Source organism: Burkholderia pulmonis (genome assembly GCF_984667975.1).
Map to the genome: position 1 here is coordinate 1,654,242 of NZ_OZ480187.1, position 15,475 is coordinate 1,669,716.

Annotated in this window: 14 protein-coding genes; 8 read left to right on the top strand and 6 right to left on the bottom strand. The window is 66.2% G+C overall.

The genetic code is table 11. The features are described from left to right. Window positions 1-16: 16 nt before the first annotated feature. The 6 genes from AC5LXK_RS24160 to AC5LXK_RS24185 form a co-directional block, all read right to left on the bottom strand. The gene (locus AC5LXK_RS24160) at window positions 17-814 is read right to left on the bottom strand and encodes a winged helix-turn-helix domain-containing protein (RefSeq protein WP_493393987.1); all 798 of its coding nucleotides are present in this window, start codon (window positions 812-814) and stop codon (window positions 17-19) included. Between the two features lie 698 nt (window positions 815-1,512). Then, the gene (locus tag AC5LXK_RS24165; RefSeq protein ID WP_493393988.1) at window positions 1,513-1,986 is read right to left on the bottom strand and encodes a GNAT family N-acetyltransferase; all 474 of its coding nucleotides are present in this window, start codon (window positions 1,984-1,986) and stop codon (window positions 1,513-1,515) included. A gap of 106 nt (window positions 1,987-2,092) precedes the next feature. Next, window positions 2,093-3,178, bottom strand: coding sequence for a hypothetical protein (locus AC5LXK_RS24170; protein WP_493393989.1), 1,086 nt, complete (start codon window positions 3,176-3,178; stop codon window positions 2,093-2,095). 266 nt (window positions 3,179-3,444) lie between these two features. Then, on the bottom strand, window positions 3,445-6,114 hold the full coding sequence (locus AC5LXK_RS24175; protein WP_493393990.1) for a hypothetical protein: 2,670 nt from the start codon (window positions 6,112-6,114) through the stop codon (window positions 3,445-3,447). A 197-nt stretch (window positions 6,115-6,311) separates the two neighbouring features. Further along, on the bottom strand, window positions 6,312-7,697 hold the full coding sequence (locus tag AC5LXK_RS24180; RefSeq protein ID WP_493393991.1) for a hypothetical protein: 1,386 nt from the start codon (window positions 7,695-7,697) through the stop codon (window positions 6,312-6,314). Between the two features lie 123 nt (window positions 7,698-7,820). Next, window positions 7,821-8,453, bottom strand: a complete 633-nt coding sequence (locus AC5LXK_RS24185) for a CGNR zinc finger domain-containing protein (RefSeq protein ID WP_493393992.1) — start codon at window positions 8,451-8,453, stop codon at window positions 7,821-7,823. A gap of 157 nt (window positions 8,454-8,610) precedes the next feature. Between AC5LXK_RS24185 and AC5LXK_RS24190 the strand changes: the two genes are divergently transcribed. From AC5LXK_RS24190 to AC5LXK_RS24225, 8 genes are all read left to right on the top strand, one after another. After that, window positions 8,611-9,306, top strand: coding sequence for an alpha/beta fold hydrolase (locus AC5LXK_RS24190; protein WP_493393993.1), 696 nt, complete (start codon window positions 8,611-8,613; stop codon window positions 9,304-9,306). A 63-nt stretch (window positions 9,307-9,369) separates the two neighbouring features. Continuing rightward, window positions 9,370-10,224 (top strand): alpha/beta fold hydrolase, encoded by an 855-nt coding sequence (locus AC5LXK_RS24195; RefSeq protein ID WP_493393994.1) that lies wholly within the window; start codon window positions 9,370-9,372, stop codon window positions 10,222-10,224. Between the two features lie 51 nt (window positions 10,225-10,275). Beyond that, window positions 10,276-10,428: a hypothetical protein gene (locus AC5LXK_RS24200; protein ID WP_493393995.1), complete on the top strand. Its 153-nt coding sequence runs from the start codon at window positions 10,276-10,278 to the stop codon at window positions 10,426-10,428. Window positions 10,429-10,512: 84 nt separating this feature from the next. Then, window positions 10,513-11,979, top strand: a complete 1,467-nt coding sequence (locus tag AC5LXK_RS24205) for a sensor histidine kinase (protein WP_493393996.1) — start codon at window positions 10,513-10,515, stop codon at window positions 11,977-11,979. After that, window positions 11,976-12,623: a response regulator gene (locus AC5LXK_RS24210; protein WP_493393997.1), complete on the top strand. Its 648-nt coding sequence runs from the start codon at window positions 11,976-11,978 to the stop codon at window positions 12,621-12,623. Before AC5LXK_RS24205 ends, AC5LXK_RS24210 begins: the two co-directional genes overlap by 4 nt. Window positions 12,624-12,800: 177 nt before the next feature. Next, window positions 12,801-13,172: a DUF4156 domain-containing protein gene (locus AC5LXK_RS24215; RefSeq protein ID WP_493393998.1), complete on the top strand. Its 372-nt coding sequence runs from the start codon at window positions 12,801-12,803 to the stop codon at window positions 13,170-13,172. A 2-nt stretch (window positions 13,173-13,174) separates the two neighbouring features. After that, entirely contained in the window at window positions 13,175-14,656 is a 1,482-nt protein-coding gene (locus AC5LXK_RS24220) for a S41 family peptidase (RefSeq protein WP_493393999.1), read from the top strand. Window positions 14,657-14,774: 118 nt separating this feature from the next. Then, window positions 14,775-15,440: a cation diffusion facilitator family transporter gene (locus AC5LXK_RS24225; protein ID WP_493394000.1), complete on the top strand. Its 666-nt coding sequence runs from the start codon at window positions 14,775-14,777 to the stop codon at window positions 15,438-15,440. Window positions 15,441-15,475: the final 35 nt, after the last annotated feature.

The following is a 15,475-nucleotide window of genomic DNA, read 5'->3' on the forward strand; positions in this document are numbered from 1 at the left end:
GCGACGGCGTCATCCGTTACCGGCCGCTTGCCGCATGCTGGGCGATCGGCACGTCGCCGTCGTCGGCATACGCGGGCAACGGCATCGCCGCGCGCCGGCGCGCCGGCGTGGCGCCATGCGACGGCGGCTGGATGAAGATGCGGTAGCCGACGGCATACATCGTCCGCAGGTACGTGCCGTGAATGCCGTTGAGGCTCAGCTTCTTGCGCAGCTTGTAGATGTGCTGTTCGAGCGAACGGCTCACGATGTCTTCCGGGCTGCCCCACACTGCCCGCGCGATCTCGCCTCGCGCGACGTACTTGTCCAGCTGCGAGAACAGCATCCACGCGATCGCGAATTCACGCGAGGTCAGCCGGATCACGTCGCCCGCGACGCTCACCGTCGATGCATGGCGATCCAGCCGGTACGGGCCGCACGTCAGCAGTTCGCGGTCCACATTGCTGCGCGTGCGTTGCAGGCGATGGCTGGTCAGGCGCAGGCGCAGGAGCAGTTCCGGCAGGTTGACCGGCGCGAGCACGATCTCGTCCGTCTCGTAGTCGAGCAGATCCACGGCGTCCATGCTGTCGCGCGGCGAGCAGATCAGGATCAACGGCGCGCGCTGGACCCCGTGGCACGCGCGATGAACGAGCACGGGATGCTGCTGGTCGATGCCCGATTCCATGCTGATCAGGATCGCGTCGAACTCGCGACGGGTGAGTGCGCGGGCGAAGGTCGTTTCATCGTCGAACCGGTCGACGGCGATGCCGTTCGCGGCGAGATGGCTGCAGATCGCGTCGCGCCGCGTCATGTCTTTGGAGAAAACCGCGAGATTCATTATCAGCTCGTTCCCTGTTTGAGCAGGCAGGAAAGGCGTCGTCCATGCCGGCCGGCGGGCGGCGTCATGCGAGGAGCGATGTCATGGTTCCGACTGCGGCAACTGGATGCTCCGGCTACGACGACGGGCTGCGTCGTCGACGGCGGATGCGATGAATGCTACCTACGACTCCAGGCCAAGTGGCCCGGATCGGTAAATGGAAAATGTCGGGTGAAATCAGCGGAATACGCGGTAGCTATAGGCAAATAGCGTCATCTGACAGTCTGCCGTATAGGGACCATCGCGATTGATTGTCAATGTCCCCTCCTTCATGAAATTGGCTTGAATTTGTTTAGCGTAATCCGTAAACAAATTAGTGAAAAATGAATTAATTGTGTCGCGCGTTTCCTATGCGGACCCCATGAAAACCGCAACAATCCGATTATGCGTCATCCGAGAATCCTTCGTATTGCGGTTATCTGTAACGAATTGTCAGCGAGCCATTCCTCGCAAATTTTGATTTGATTTGTTTAGTTTTACACGTAAACAAATTAATATCGTCCAATTCAGTTGATGGCAATCTTTTATGTCGATTCGATAAAAGCAACAATGATTTTATTGTGTCGATTTATGCCGATTTTTCATGATGCATTCTTTCCATTCATCACTCGCCGATTGATGGTATCGGTTCACCCGCAAATGGAATCGGTTCACCCGTTTCACGGCGCGACCGCTTCCTGTTCGGCGAGGTCGCGGTTCATCGCGGCCAGATAGCGGCCGTCGAGGAAGCGGCATTCGTGCTTCAGCATTCCGTAGAGGATGAAGTCGGTCCGGTCCGACGCGCCCTCGCGGATCACCCCTTCGCGCCGGAAGCCGAGATTCTCGTCGAGCTGCTGGGCAGCGAGGTTGTCGGCGCGGACATAGCCGCTGATCCGGTTGCAGCGCAGGAGAATGAACGGGAAGCGAAACGCCGCGCAGACGAACCCGGGCGTGATCACGTGCGGGGAGCCTTCCACGGCGAAATGCATCGCCACGTTGGGGCCGTTGTAGGCCTGGTACACGACGCCGGCCACCAGCCGCCCGTCTTTCTCGAGGCCGATCGCGTCGTCGTAGTTGGGGTAGCGCGCTTCCCCCGTCAAGGACGCAACGAACTTCATCACGTCCTCGCTTCGATCCAGAATGAGCCGTCTCATGCCGATTGCAGATGCGATGCGGCCGGGCGCGTCGCGCCCGCCGCGATGTCAGTTTCCTATCCGGGCCGATCGTCCGCTGTCGCGGGCGCGATCGTACCGGCCCGCGTCAGACCGTGACCGTCTGGCCCTGCGGGTCGACCGGGAGCCCGGTCTGGCTGAGCTTCTCGACCTGGCTGCCGACGGCGGCATCCTCTGCTTCGCCCTGGCTGCCGCGGAGATCGCCCGCCGATTTGCTGACCTTCGAGCCGTCGATCGAGACGAGCCCCTGCGGCTGGTGCTTGCCGTTCGTCGAACCGGTGTCGAGCACCTCCGCGGCGGCGCTGGTGCCGCTGTCGAACTTGTACTGGTCGGTCGCCTGGTCGTACTTGCCGATACTCTTGCCGCTCTTGTCGTACATGTTGCCCTGGCTGTCCATCTGCACCTGAACCGTGCCCTTGTCCGTGCTCAGCTTCACGTTGTGCAGGCCCTGTCCGGCCGCGTTCAGGCCGCCGGGCGGCTGCTCGCCGCCCGGCGAACGCGTCGCCGGCTGCGAGCCGTCGGCGGGCGACGTGCCGTCGCCCAGCGTGATCGTGATGGTCTGGCCGCCGGTCGGCGACTGGCCCAGGTTGACGTTCTCGTTGCCGCCGGGCGGGTTGGAGGCGCCGGTGTTCTGCGGATAGTTGCCGTTCTGCTGGTAGCTCACGGGAATCGCCGAGCCCGTATCGCCGCCGTCGCCATCATTGCTGCCGTTGCCGTTCGGGCCACGAAGATCGCCGGCGGACATGCTGATGTCGGACGCGTCCATCTTTTCACGGCCTTGCGGCTGGTGCTTGCCGTTCGTCGAGCCGGTGGCGAGGATCTCGGCTTCCGGGCTCTTGCCGCTGTCCCATTCGTACTTCCCGCTTGCCTGGTCGTACTTGCCGATGCTCTTGCCGCTCTTGTCGTACATGTTGCCGTTGCTGTCCATCTGCACCTGCACCGTGCCCTTGTCCGAACTCAGCTTCACGTTGTGCAACCCTTGCCCGTCGGCAGCCAGGCCGCCCTGGCGGTTGTTGCTGCCCAACGACTGCTTCATGAGCGCGGCCAGCGAACCGGCGTCCAGCGTGACATTCAGCGGCTGGTTCGCGGACGACGAGCCGTTGGCCGGAGCGTTGCCGAAATCGGTCGGCGTGGTGTTCGACGGACTGACGGTGATGGTGATATTCGCGGCCATTTCGGACACTCCTGTTCTGGATTGGAAGTATTTACCCGGCTTGCATCCTGTGCAGTCAATATAGGGGAGTGGCTGGCGCGGTATCGGAACCCGCGCGTATCGACGCGCATAAATACGAAGCAAAATACGCAATGCGATGCGTCACAATTACCTGCCTCGCACGTTCAAACAAGAAAAAATGACTGCGCCGCCGGTAATCGCGCGCTTCTGCGTCGATCGTCGGCAATTGCCGGAATCGCGCTTCGCGCGCACCGTGCGGCCGATCGCTAGCGCCGCCCCATCGCGGAACCGATCGCCGATTCCAGACGCTCCCCCGGCGACAACGCCATCTCGCGCACGATCGGATCGGCGTCGTCCTTCATCCGCTTCTTCTGATCGTCGTCGATTTTCTGTTTCGCGAAGCTGCCGCCCGTCGCGGTCCGCAGGTGCGAGATCGCCTCCATCTTCGACATGCCGAGATCCCGCATCAGTTGCAACGACGCGGCAATGTCGCTGCCGCCGTCTTCCCGCCTGTCGACCTCGACCGCTTCGCGATAGAACTGCTTCAGCTCCTTCTTGCGTACGCCGCTGTTGTCCCGATAGACGCGTTCCAGCGAGTGCCGGTTGTTGCATTCGTCGATGGCGCCGGCCACGCGCGCGGCGGCGTGCTTCTTCACGAGATCGACTTCCTGCTTCTTGTTGTCCGTCGATTTTTTCTCGTCGAACGTCTTGTACTTGACCGGCAGGAAACGCTTGATGCGCTGCTGGTTCACGCCGTTGCGCACGTTGTCCCAGTTGGCCTTTTCGGCTTCGCCGGGCTCGCCTTCGAGGTGGTTTTCCACGCGGTAGCGCATGGCGTCATCGATGATCGCGGCCATCTTCTTGTCGCGATAATGCTGCTTCAGCGAATGCGCGGCCTTGCGGTTGTCGAGCAGGTCGCGGCTCGACAGGATCGCGCCACCCGCGATCGCCGCCGCAACCGAGCCGCCGTGCGTGGCCACCGCGAGGCCGGCCCCGGCCCCGACGCCCGTCACGGCCGCGGCCGTCCTGAGCGCGGCGCGCACGACGCGGTTCTTGCCCTGGACCTCGGCGATGTAGCGCCCCGTCAGCACGTCGAGCATCGCTTCACGCTCGGGCGCCTCTTCCGGTCGAGCCAGGATCGCGACCTTGAGGTCGTAGCGCGACTGGAAGTCGGTTTTTTTCGCGACTTCCGAGAGCGGCACGTCCGCGCCGTCCGTCCGGATCGTCGGTTCGCTGTCCGACGCCGGCCATTGAGACAGCATCTTCTGGTAGCGGCTCTTGCGCATCGCGGACGAGCCGAGCTCCTGCGCCGCGTAGACCGTGTTCACGCCTTCGTGCGCCAGTTGCAGGCCCGACGGCACCATGGTTCCCATGTGCGCCTTGGACAAGCCCTGCACGATGCCGCCCTCCGGCTTCGTCCGGTTCAGTAGCTGGGGCACGGCATTCTCGTTGTCGACCCTGATCCAGCGGCCGAACCGCCGGAACGCCTTCGCGCCCCTGGACGGGTTCGGCACGAGTCGCGTCAATGCTTCGCCGTGCGGCCGCGTCGACGCGCCGTCCGGTTTTTTTTCCGGTTGCTTGTCGTCGATCTTGCTCTTGTCCAGATAGGTCGGCAGCGATGCGGACCGTTGCCGCGTCGTGTTGCGCCCGGTGTCCGCCGCCTTCTTCCCTTCCTCGTTCTGCGTCTTCGTCTTCGTTGCGGTGACCGGCTTCGTGTCCTGCGGAGTCGACGTCGTGCCCTTGCCGTCCGACAGCGGTGCGGCTTTCTGCTTCGCCACGTCGCTGTCGGTTTCAACCGCTTTTTCTTCCTGCTTGCCGATGATCGCCTCGAAGTGCCCCTGCTTGTCCCATACGGCGACCCGAAGCTGCTGCGCGTGTTCGGGCGGCGGCGCGCTGCCGCGGAACCGGCTGATCGCCGTAAACGAATGCCCTTCTTCGATGCCGGGCTGTATCACGCCGACCTGCATGTCGACGCCGCACGTTTCGTTCACGAGCGACACGAGTTCCGGACCATGCCCGCCGCCGTTCGAGTCGAGCAACAGCATATGGCCTGTCTCGTTGGGGTGGTTGCGGTCGAAACGCGCGCGGATCCGGCCGACCGTGTCGTCCAGTGCCTTCCCCTTCAGGGTCGGCGCCGCGCACTGCACCAGCGAATAGATCGCACAGTTGTTGCCTTTCCCGCTGTTCTCGATCGGCTCCATCGCGTTGTCGCCGAGCCATCGTCCGAGGTCCTGATTGGCGCCGCTCAACTGCTTGCGCTGCTCGAGGTGCGCCTCATGCGGAACGTCGGCGACGCGCGGCGTGTTCGCCGTCAGGGCCGGCGGCGGCTCGGCTGGCGGCGTGTCGACCTCCGTGTCGTGCGTATCGTGCGTGTCGGCCTCGGGGAAGAACGTGTCGAACGCACGGCCAAGGGCTTCCACGTGATCGCTCGGCAACGGCGTGCCGGTGGTGTCGGCTGTCTTGGCCGTCTTGGCGACCGGCGCGTGCTCGGTCTTGTGCAGCGTCGGCGTCGCGACGACAGCCGGCACGTGAGGAATCTCCGGCGTGTCGGGCTGTTTCGTCTTGCCCGTGAGCGACTTCGGGAGGGGCTTCGGCTTCGACGTGTCGAGCGGCGTAGCCGGACGGCCGGGCGGCTGCTTGGTAACGGTAAAGCCCGCGACGCGTGCGGTATCGGATTTCACGCCCTGCCGCCCCACGCTTTCCAGTGCGGCGCGCAGCTCCGTGCCCCATTCGGACGGCGGCCCGGACGGGCTTTCCGTCGACTTGTCCGTCGACTGCCGGGGCGAAAGGGCCTCCAGCCCGGCGAGCGGAAGCGACGGCGCCGCCTGCAGCGAGCGCAGCTTGATGGTCTCGGGTTTCTTGTCGTCGACGGTCGACGACGTCGTGTGCTCGCGCTGCCGCAGCTGGAGCACCGTGTCGGTGAGTTTTCGGAACATGACGATCTCGCGGCAGGCGCGTATTCAACGCAACGGCCACTACGTTGTCATACCGCGGGGCCATATCCTGCAGCGACGCGAAGCGATCGACATCGCCACGAACCGTGGTGCATCGTTCGAAACTTCGTCCACGCGCGTCGCAACGTATTTGTTCGGACGGATTGCGTCAGCGGCTGCCGGCCCATCGGCGCGCGCGATCAGCCGTCGGATCTGGCAGGACTGCTGGCTTCACTGCTGCCGTCTTCGTCACGATAGAAAATGCCGGTTGCCGTGGACATGACGGCAACCGAACGCGCTCGCTGGTTTTCGAGTTCATTTCCGTGCTCGTCGAATGCCAGCGTCGTCGTATGCAATCGTGCGGCACGAACAGGAATGTTCAATCTGAGCGACTCGGCGAGCAATTCCCGCTCGCGCGTGATCGTGTTGGCGTCATCCCCGCCTCCGGGCGAAAACTGACCGCCGACGATCATGAAATGCCGCGGTTGTGCCGGCATTCCGCCCATCTTTTGCGCATCGCGCATGTGTCCGGCCATTTTCGTCAGGACGTTGTCGTCGCCACCGTCGTGATAACTCATCATGACCATCTCGCCGGTCTCGGTTTCTCCGTAGAGCGTAATGCTGTGGCACGTTGCAACACCTTCGGTCAGTAGTGCTTCCTCTCCGGTCTCGATGGTCACGCAGACGAATTCCGCGTCGCCGACATCGTCCACGTCCTCTATGCTTTTGACGTCGTGCGTATCATAAAAAGCGTCGAATTCACGATAATCCACCTTGTCGATACCGGCGGCGGCGCAAACGGCACGGTTCTCGAATTCGAATTTTTCGCAGGCCGAAATATCCCTGTCCCGTTGCGTGACGAGATACTCGCTGGGCGAACCATAGGCTTCGGCACGCTCGGCTGAAAAGCGCGGGTCGGCTTCGTCCGGTGTGGAATCGGAATGTGTGCCGCTCCACCGAATCGACAGGTCGCGCGGATCGGTGCCCGGAACATGTTCGCCGTGCTCGTCATAGGCGGCCGCTTTCATCAGCGGCGCAATGAGCAACTTCCCGTCACCGCGCGGCGTTGCGGTGAAGCGCGCCGGCCCGCCGTCCGGATTCACGACCAGATGAACACCCGGCTTTCCGGGATAGTCCCGCAGCGCGACCGTCATCGGCGGGCCGTCGGGATCGGTAACGGGAAAGGCTTGCCGCATGGTGACGGGCGCGGGGGCTGTCCGTACGTGTTCCACCGCGACGGCCTGCCCGATGAGCGCGGGTGAGCGCCGCGCAGCGAAGCCCGCTGCAGCGGCGTCATGGCTGTCCGCGACACCCGACGCCTTGGGCTTCGTCGGAAACGAGCGGCGCTGGGTCGCGGGATCGGCCGGACCGGGCGAACTGCCCGGGACCGGACGCGTTCCGAGTCGTGCCAACGCGGCAGGCATGACCGTGCGTTCGCCCGTGTCGCGCTGGCCGGTCGTCGTCGGCTTCGGCTTCGACGTGGAATCCGTCGCCGATTCCCCGACCTGGGGTACGCGTGCCGAAAAACCGGAAATATCGTTTCTGCCCATGGTGCTTCCCTTGCCCCGATTCGCTTCGTCGATCATAGCGGCCTCGTCTCGACGCACCGGGTAGCGGGTGCGAAGACAAGGTTCGCGAGACGAAGCGCGGGCCGGCTACCGTGATCGCGGCGACACCCCGCCGATCACCGAACCGCCGAAACCAGTCTGCTAATCGCCCCCCTGTTCCTTGAGCCGTTTCCGGTGCGCCGCGACCTTGGCCCGATTGCCGCAGATCGCCATGCTGCACCAGCGTCGCGCGTGGCCTCGCGTGTGATCGGCAAACAGCAGCGTGCAGCGCGGCCCTTCGCATGCCTTGACATGCGTGAAATCCTCTTCGCACACCAGTTTCGCCAACGCTTCCGCAATCGGCATCAGCAATGATTCCGGCGATGTCCAGCGCCGGTTCACCCGCCACCCGAACGGCGCTGCGCCGCCAGCTGAATCCGCGACGATTTCTCCATAACGCTCGTCCCGTTCGAGCAACCGGTTCAGCTGTTCGAGCACGCCCAGATCCCCTGCCGCCAGCGGCTGCCCCTTCCGGCTTCGGACGAATTCCCTGAACCATTCACGCAACGCACGCGCATCGCCGGCCACGGTGTCGAAGTCGGCGGACGGAAACCGGGCCCGCAATTCGTCGAGCGCCGCGGACGGGATCATCCCCGCCTGCTCCAGCCACGACAGCAAGCCTGCGCCGTCGCCGATCCAGTCGACGGGCTCGTCGGCTGGCGTGGCGATCGAGTTCAGAAAATCGAGGCCTGGCGCATCGGCCAGGAATATCGCGGGGGCCCGGCGGTAGTCCATCTCTATGACCCGTGTTGAGGAGGATGACTTTACTGTAACCGTCAAAATACGGCTTGACAAGTTACATTCGTGATTTGTAACCTTGTTTATATCATCAAGAAGGTTACGAAGGTGGGCGTCTGTTGCGGGAATCACTTTTTCTTCACGGGAGCAGGACATGTCTGCAAACAAGGTAAGCGTGGTGCTGGCGCACGGCGCATGGGCCGACGGATCGAGCTGGAGCAAGGTGATCGAGCGCCTGAACGCCAACGGTATCGATGCGGTCGCGACACCGCTGCCGCTGACATCGCTGGACGACGACGTGGCCGCGCTCGACCGGACGCTCGAACGGATAGACGGCCCGGTCGTGCTGGTCGCGCATGCGTATGCCGGTGCGGTGATCGGCGCGACGCGCGCAGTCAACGTCGCTGCGCTGGTGTATGTCGCCGCGCTGGCGCCCGATGAAGGTGAAACCGTGGCCGATGTGTTCTATCGCGGCGAGCGGCATCCGCAGGCGCCGCAGCTCGCCCCCGACCGCCATGGCGCGATCTGGCTGCCGCGGGACGCATTTGCCGCCGCGTTTGCGCAACATGCAACGGCGCGCGAGTGGGCGGTGCTTGCCGCGATCCAGCGCCCGATCGCAACGCCGTGCATCAGCGAACCGGTTGGCCGCCCGCTCTGGAAAGACAAGCCGAGCTGGTTCCTGGTCGCCGGCCAGGACCGGATGATCCCGCCGGACACGCAGCGCTTCATGGCCGGGCGGATGAATGCGCAGGTGCGGTCGTCGGAGGCCGACCACACGCCGTCCGTCACCGCGCCCGACCTGGTGACCGAGATCATCGACGACGCGATCCGGGCGATTTCCGCTCGCTGACCGCGCGAACCTGCCCGGTCCGGCCTCTTCACCCGTGTCCACACTTTCGCATCGAGGGAAATCATGACTGCCGTTACCTATCATCACGCCGACGTCGACGGTTTCAACATCTTCTACCGCCAGGCCGGCCCGGCGCACGCGCCGAAGCTCCTGCTGTTGCACGGCTTCCCGAGTTCGAGCCACATGTTTCGCGACCTGATGCCGAAGCTGGCCGACCGCTTCCAGATCGTCGCACCCGATCTGCCCGGGTTCGGTCAGTCCGACCGGCCGGCGCACGACCGTTTCGCGTACACGTTCGACCGCATCGCGGACATCATCGACCGTTTTACCGAGGTCATCGGTTTCGACCGCTTCGCGGTCTATGTCTTCGACTACGGCGCGCCGACCGGTTTCCGGCTGGCGCTCAAGCACCCGGAGCGGATCACCGCGATCGTTTCGCAGAACGGTAACGCGTACCAGGAAGGGCTGAGCGACGGCTGGAACCCGATCCGCAACTATTGGCAGGACGCGTCGCCCGCGAATCGCGAGGCGCTGCGCGCGCTACTGACTCCCGAAACGACCGTGTGGCAATACACGCACGGCGTAGCCGATCCGGCGTCCGTGTCGCCGGATGGCTACACGCTCGACAATTTCTATCTCGGCCGGCCCGGCATGGACGACATCCAGCTCGACCTGTTCCGCGACTATCGAAACAACGTCGCGCTGTACCCGGCATTCCAGGACTATTTCCGCACGTATCAGCCGCCGCTTCTCGCGGTGTGGGGAAAGCACGATCCGTTCTTCCTGCCGGCGGGGGCCGAGGCATTCAAGCGCGACCTGCCCGATGCGGTGGTGTGCTTCGTCGATACCGGCCACTTCGCGCTCGAAACGCATGCGGCGGAAATCGCCGATGCGATCCGCGATTTTCTTCCTCGCTGAACGTCGACCGCCGCCCGTTGCGGCTTTCCGCATTCGATGAAGATGGTGAACATGTCGAACAAAATCACCATCGTCATCGACGCAAGCCTGTGTATCGGCCGCGCCACCGCCTGCCGGTTGGCGCGTGCGTTCAGCCCGGTCGCGGTCGTTGCGCGCACCCGGCAAAACCCCGCTGCAACCGCTACGAAAAACCGTCACCATTGAGCGCCTGAAAGAAAGCCGGCCGCCCTGCTTCGCCGCGTCGCCGGCGTCCGGTCGTCACGTTGGTAAAAACGAGAGGAGCCCGCGTTGCGCAAATTCCGGATCGGCCCGCGCGGCCTGTTCGTCAAGCTCGTGCCGACGTTCATCGTCGTGGGGTTCGTCGCGATGCTGCTGTCGTCGGTGCTGACGAGCGTGCTGTGGCGCGCGCATGCCGAAAGCGACATTCGCCGCTTTCTCGGCAACCTCGACCGCCCTGCACTGGTCGCCGCGACCGGCGCCGTCGACTGGCGCGACCCGGCTGCCTGTCGCGCCGCGGCCGACGCGATGTTCTGGCAGATCGCGCGCATCGGTGCGCGCGACGTGATGGATTTCGCACCGATGATGGGCTTCTTCGGCGCCGGGCGGCTACAGGTGCGCATTGCGCGGCCCGGCGGCGCCGGATGCGAAACGTCGCCGGCCGCATCGCCGCTGTTGGCCGACACGTTCGCGGCGACACCGGCCGATCCCGCCGCACCCGACACGATGCTGCATCGTGACGGCGACTGGGCCATCGTCACGCACATCGCGCTGGCCGGCGGCGCGATCGCCCGGATCGGCGTGCATTACTGGCCGGGCTGGCAACTCCACTACGAGATCGCGGACGATGCATCGGCCTACGATCTGATGCGTACCGTGCTGTATCTCGGCGCGATGGGCGCGAGCTTCGCGGGCTTGCTCGTCTGGTTGCTGGTGCGCCGCGTGCGGCGGATGACGGCCGCGGCCGACCGCTGGGCGGCCGGCGACCTGTCGGCGCGCATCGCCGATACGTCGCGCGACGAGCTCGGCGCGCTGGCCGCGCATTTCAACCGGATGGCCGATGCGCTCGCGCGTGCGTTCGGCACCCAGAAGGCGCTCGCGGTGTCGGTCGAGCGCACGCGCATCGCGCGCGATTTGCACGACACCGCGAAGCAGCGCAGCTTCGTGCTCGGCCTCAAGCTGACCGAGCTGGAATACGAGGCGAAGCGCCATCCCGACCTGTTGCCGACCGTCGGCGCGGCGCGGCGCCTGGCCGATCACCTGCAGCAGGATCTCGACAACGTGGTGACCGGCTTCAGCCTGCCCGCGATTGCCGAGGACGGCCTGCACGCGGCCGTGTCGCACGCGGTGCACGACCTGCTGGCCGGTTCGGGCATCGACTGGTCGCTCGACCTGCCGGACGCGGCCGCGCGCACGCTCGATGCCCATCCGGCGGCTGCGCACGAGCTGCTGATGATCACGCACGAGGCGGCTGCGAATGCGCTGCGCCACAGCGGCTGCCGCCGTATCGACATCGCGTGCGAACCGGGCGGCGGCGTGCCGGCCGCGACGGGTTCGCCGCCGGCACGCTGGCGGTGGACCGTGCGCGACGACGGCACCGGCTTCGACCCGGCCGCCGTGCCCGTCGGCATGGGGCTCGGCAACCTGCGCTGGCGCGCCGATGCACTGCCCGGCGGCATGCTCGACATTGCGTCGGGCGCGGACGGCACCTGCGTGACGGTCCATTTCAATCCGGTCCATTCGATGGAGACGGCATGACCACCATCCTCATTGCCGACGATCACGCGGTCGTGCGCGAAGGCATCCGCGGGTTGTTGCGGCTCGATGCGTCGTTCGAGATCGTCGCGGAAACCGACGACGGCGCATCGACGATCGAGCAGGTCCGCGTGCATCGTCCGGACGTGCTGCTGCTCGACCTGATGATGCCTGGCATGGGCCACGCCGGCGTGCCGGCCGTCATCCGTGCGATTCGCGCGGCCAGCGACGCGACGCACATCATGGTGCTGACGTCGTCCGACGACGATGCGCTGGCGCTTGCCGCGATCGACGCCGGCGCCGATTCGTTCCTGCTGAAATCGATGCGCGGCGAGCGTCTGCTGCAGGCGATCCACGCGGCCGTCCACGGCGAGCCGACGCTGCATCCCGGCCTCGCGCAACGCATGATCGGCGCGTTGCGCAAGCCGGCGCGCAACCCGTTCGCCGCGCTGACCGCGCGCGAACTGGAGGTCCTGCGCTGCCTGGCCGAAGGCGGCAGCAATGCGCGCATCGCGGCGACGCTCGGCATCACGGAAAAGACCGTCAAGACGCATCTCGGCAACGTGATGTCGAAGCTGGACCTGTCGGACCGCACGCAGGCCGTCGCGCTGGCATGGCGGGAGGGGCTGATGGCGCCGAGATCCTGAGATTCGCCATCCGCATGCCGCCACGCCGGCAGCCTTTCCCGCGCGCGCCTGCCGCCTCTACGACTTTGGTCGTATTCATTCCCCCGCAACAACCCGACCTTCGCCCGATGTGCGGCGCGAGCGGCGTCCCTAAAGTGGCGCTGTCGCGCGATCGAGCGCATTCGTTACGGCGAAAACATGAGACCTGCCTGGTTGCTGCCCCTTTCCGTCGCGCTGGCGGCGTGCGCGCCGCTCGAGCCTTCCGCTGCCGCCCGCGACGTGCGCATCGTCATGCACGACCCTGGCGACAGTTGCCGCCACCTCGGCGACGTGACGGGCAGCCGCGGCAACTTCCTGATCGGCGGCTTCATCCCGGACGCGACGCTCGAGACCGATGCGCGCAACGACCTGAAAAACCGCGCGGCCGCGCTCGGCGGCAACGTTGTGGTGCTGCTCACGCAGCGCGGCGTGCAAAGCGGCAGCTTCGACGGCAACGACGGCGGCTATCTGCGGCAGACCGGCGTCACGCTGACCGGCAGCGTCTATCGCTGTCCGGGCGCCGGAGCGTGACGATGCGCCTCTTCGCGACCCTGATATGGAGCCTCGGCATCTCCGGCTGGCTGCCCGGCTGCGGCGGTGACGGCAACGATCCCGTCGTGCAGGGCGGCCTGCCGCCGGCGCCGCGCGAAATGCTGCACGCCGCGTTGCAGGACGACGCGTTCGTGCCGCAGACACACGGCATCTGGGCACTCGCCGGCACCGGCGCCATCGCCGAAATCGGGCCGCGCGGCGCCGTCATCTACAACACGACGCGCACCGGCAACCTGTGCTGGCGCGATCCCGCCTACAACGCGAGCACGACGGCCGCGGCCAACCTGATCGGGATGTATGCGCACTGGCGCGGCGACATGATCTTCACCGATTCGCCCGACGGCATGCAGTTGCATGCGCGCCGGCTGGCTGCGCTGCCCGACGCTTGCCGCACGTCCGGCGACGCTGCGCCGTCGCCGCTTGCGACCTATGACGCCGTGGCCGCGTTGCTGCTCGATTTCCATTCGTTCGCGGCCGACTACGGCATCGACTGGCCCGCGCGCATCGCGCAGTTGCGCCCCCAGGCGGCCGCGGCCGGCAACGATGCGGCGCTCGCGCCCGTGCTCGACACGCTGCTCGGCGCGCCGGTCGATGCGCATACCAGCATCGGCGACGAAAGCGATTCGTTCACGCTCGGCTGGCGCGCCGAAAACGCGCCGCAGCAGACGTTCCGTCGCTTGCGGCACGCATGGGCGCGGGAAGCGCCCGGCACGCCGTTTCCGGCCTGGCTCGGGGTGTGGCACGCGCGGCAGACGCAGGCGCGGCTCGACTTGCTGCGCGCCGACGTGCGCGGCATCGAATTCGACGGCAGTCTGGTGTGGGGCGTACTCGACGGCAATATCGGCTATCTCGCGATCGACCGGATGGGCGGCTTCGCGGGCGGACCGATCGCCAGCATCGAGCAGGATCGGGCCCGGCTCGCCGGCAAGCTCGATGTCGTGCTCGAGCGGCTCCGGGGAACCCGCGCGCTCGTGCTCGACCTCGCCTTCAACCAGGGTGGCGCGGCGCAGATCGCGCACGACATCGCCGCCCGTTTCGCCGATCGCAGGCGGCTCGCCTATACGCGCGCGCTGCCGCAGGCGGCCGGCATCGCGCCGCAACCGTTTCACGTCGAACCAGGCGGCGCCGTGCGCTATGCGAAGCCCGTCGTCGTGCTGACGAGCGACGTCACCGTCAGCGCCGGCGAATACCTGGTGCTGATGATGCGCACGCTGCCGCACGCGATCCAGGCCGGACAGACCACGCAGGGGGCGCTGTCCGGCGGCTTCGGCAAAGGGTTGCCGAACGGCTGGATGATGGGCATCGCCAATCATGTGACGCGCGATGCGGCCGGCGTGTCGTACGAGGCACGGGGAATCCCGCCCGACGTGGGATTCGACGTGATCCCGGGCGATGCGCCGGAGTCGGGTTATGTCCGCGCGGTGACGCGCGCCGCGACGCTTGCGGCGCAGCGGGTGAAGTAACGCGCAGGTCCAGGGGCCGCGCCGACAGGTCATGCCGCATCCATTGACTGTCATGGATCTGCCACCGTCGACCGGTAGCGTTCGGGGTTGACCCACGCTATCGACAGACGAATCCGCCATGCAGCGCACGTCGCGCGCCACTCCCCACGTATACGCGGCCACCACCCGCGCCCTCGCCGTCAGCCTCGCGATCAACCTGCTGCTGCTTGCCGTCGAAACGGCCGCGGCCTGGTCCGCGCATTCGTCGGGGCTGCTCGCGGACGTCGCACACGCGGCGATCGATCTCGCGGCCGATGCGCTGATCCTCGTCGCCTGCCGGCTCGATGCCCGCCTGCCGCCGGAGCGGCGCCCGACCTACGAACCGCTCGCGCTCGCGGGGCTCGGCGCATTGCTGGTCGCGACCGGCGCGCAGATGATCTGGCATGCGGCGAACCGGTTCGATACGCCGCCCGTCGTGCAGCCGGGCGCGACGGCGCTCGCGCTCGTCGCCGTCACGCTCGCCGGCAAGGCCGTGCTGTCGCACTGGATGCTGCGCAAGGCGCGCGAGACCGGTTCCGCGCTGCTCGAGGCGAGCGGCTGGCACGTGCGTACCGATGCGCTGTCGTCGTTGCTCGCGGCGCTCGCGATGAGTGCGGCACTGGTCGGCTTCGGCCGTCTCGACGATCTGGCCGCGCTCGCGATCGGCGCGCTCGTGATCCGCACGGGTGTCGGTTTCGTCCGGCGCGGCTGCGCGCAATGGCCGGCGCTGGCCGCATGGGCCGGTCGCTCGACGCGCGGGTCGTGAACGCGGGCGGTCGCCTCGCCCATCGGCGACCCGAT

What these genes read in the sequence shown, in the direction of transcription:
- AC5LXK_RS24160 (WP_493393987.1), bottom strand. Translation starts at nt 814, where the DNA reads ATGAATCTCGCGGTTTTCTCCAAAGACATGACGCGGCGCGACGCGATC.
- AC5LXK_RS24165 (WP_493393988.1), bottom strand. Translation starts at nt 1,986, where the DNA reads ATGAGACGGCTCATTCTGGATCGAAGCGAGGACGTGATGAAGTTCGTT.
- AC5LXK_RS24170 (WP_493393989.1), bottom strand. Translation starts at nt 3,178, where the DNA reads ATGGCCGCGAATATCACCATCACCGTCAGTCCGTCGAACACCACGCCG.
- AC5LXK_RS24175 (WP_493393990.1), bottom strand. Translation starts at nt 6,114, where the DNA reads ATGTTCCGAAAACTCACCGACACGGTGCTCCAGCTGCGGCAGCGCGAG.
- AC5LXK_RS24180 (WP_493393991.1), bottom strand. Translation starts at nt 7,697, where the DNA reads ATGATCGACGAAGCGAATCGGGGCAAGGGAAGCACCATGGGCAGAAAC.
- AC5LXK_RS24185 (WP_493393992.1), bottom strand. Translation starts at nt 8,453, where the DNA reads ATGGACTACCGCCGGGCCCCCGCGATATTCCTGGCCGATGCGCCAGGC.
- AC5LXK_RS24190 (WP_493393993.1), top strand. Translation starts at nt 8,611, where the DNA reads ATGTCTGCAAACAAGGTAAGCGTGGTGCTGGCGCACGGCGCATGGGCC.
- AC5LXK_RS24195 (WP_493393994.1), top strand. Translation starts at nt 9,370, where the DNA reads ATGACTGCCGTTACCTATCATCACGCCGACGTCGACGGTTTCAACATC.
- AC5LXK_RS24200 (WP_493393995.1), top strand. Translation starts at nt 10,276, where the DNA reads ATGTCGAACAAAATCACCATCGTCATCGACGCAAGCCTGTGTATCGGC.
- AC5LXK_RS24210 (WP_493393997.1), top strand. Translation starts at nt 11,976, where the DNA reads ATGACCACCATCCTCATTGCCGACGATCACGCGGTCGTGCGCGAAGGC.
- AC5LXK_RS24215 (WP_493393998.1), top strand. Translation starts at nt 12,801, where the DNA reads ATGAGACCTGCCTGGTTGCTGCCCCTTTCCGTCGCGCTGGCGGCGTGC.
- AC5LXK_RS24220 (WP_493393999.1), top strand. Translation starts at nt 13,175, where the DNA reads ATGCGCCTCTTCGCGACCCTGATATGGAGCCTCGGCATCTCCGGCTGG.
- AC5LXK_RS24225 (WP_493394000.1), top strand. Translation starts at nt 14,775, where the DNA reads ATGCAGCGCACGTCGCGCGCCACTCCCCACGTATACGCGGCCACCACC.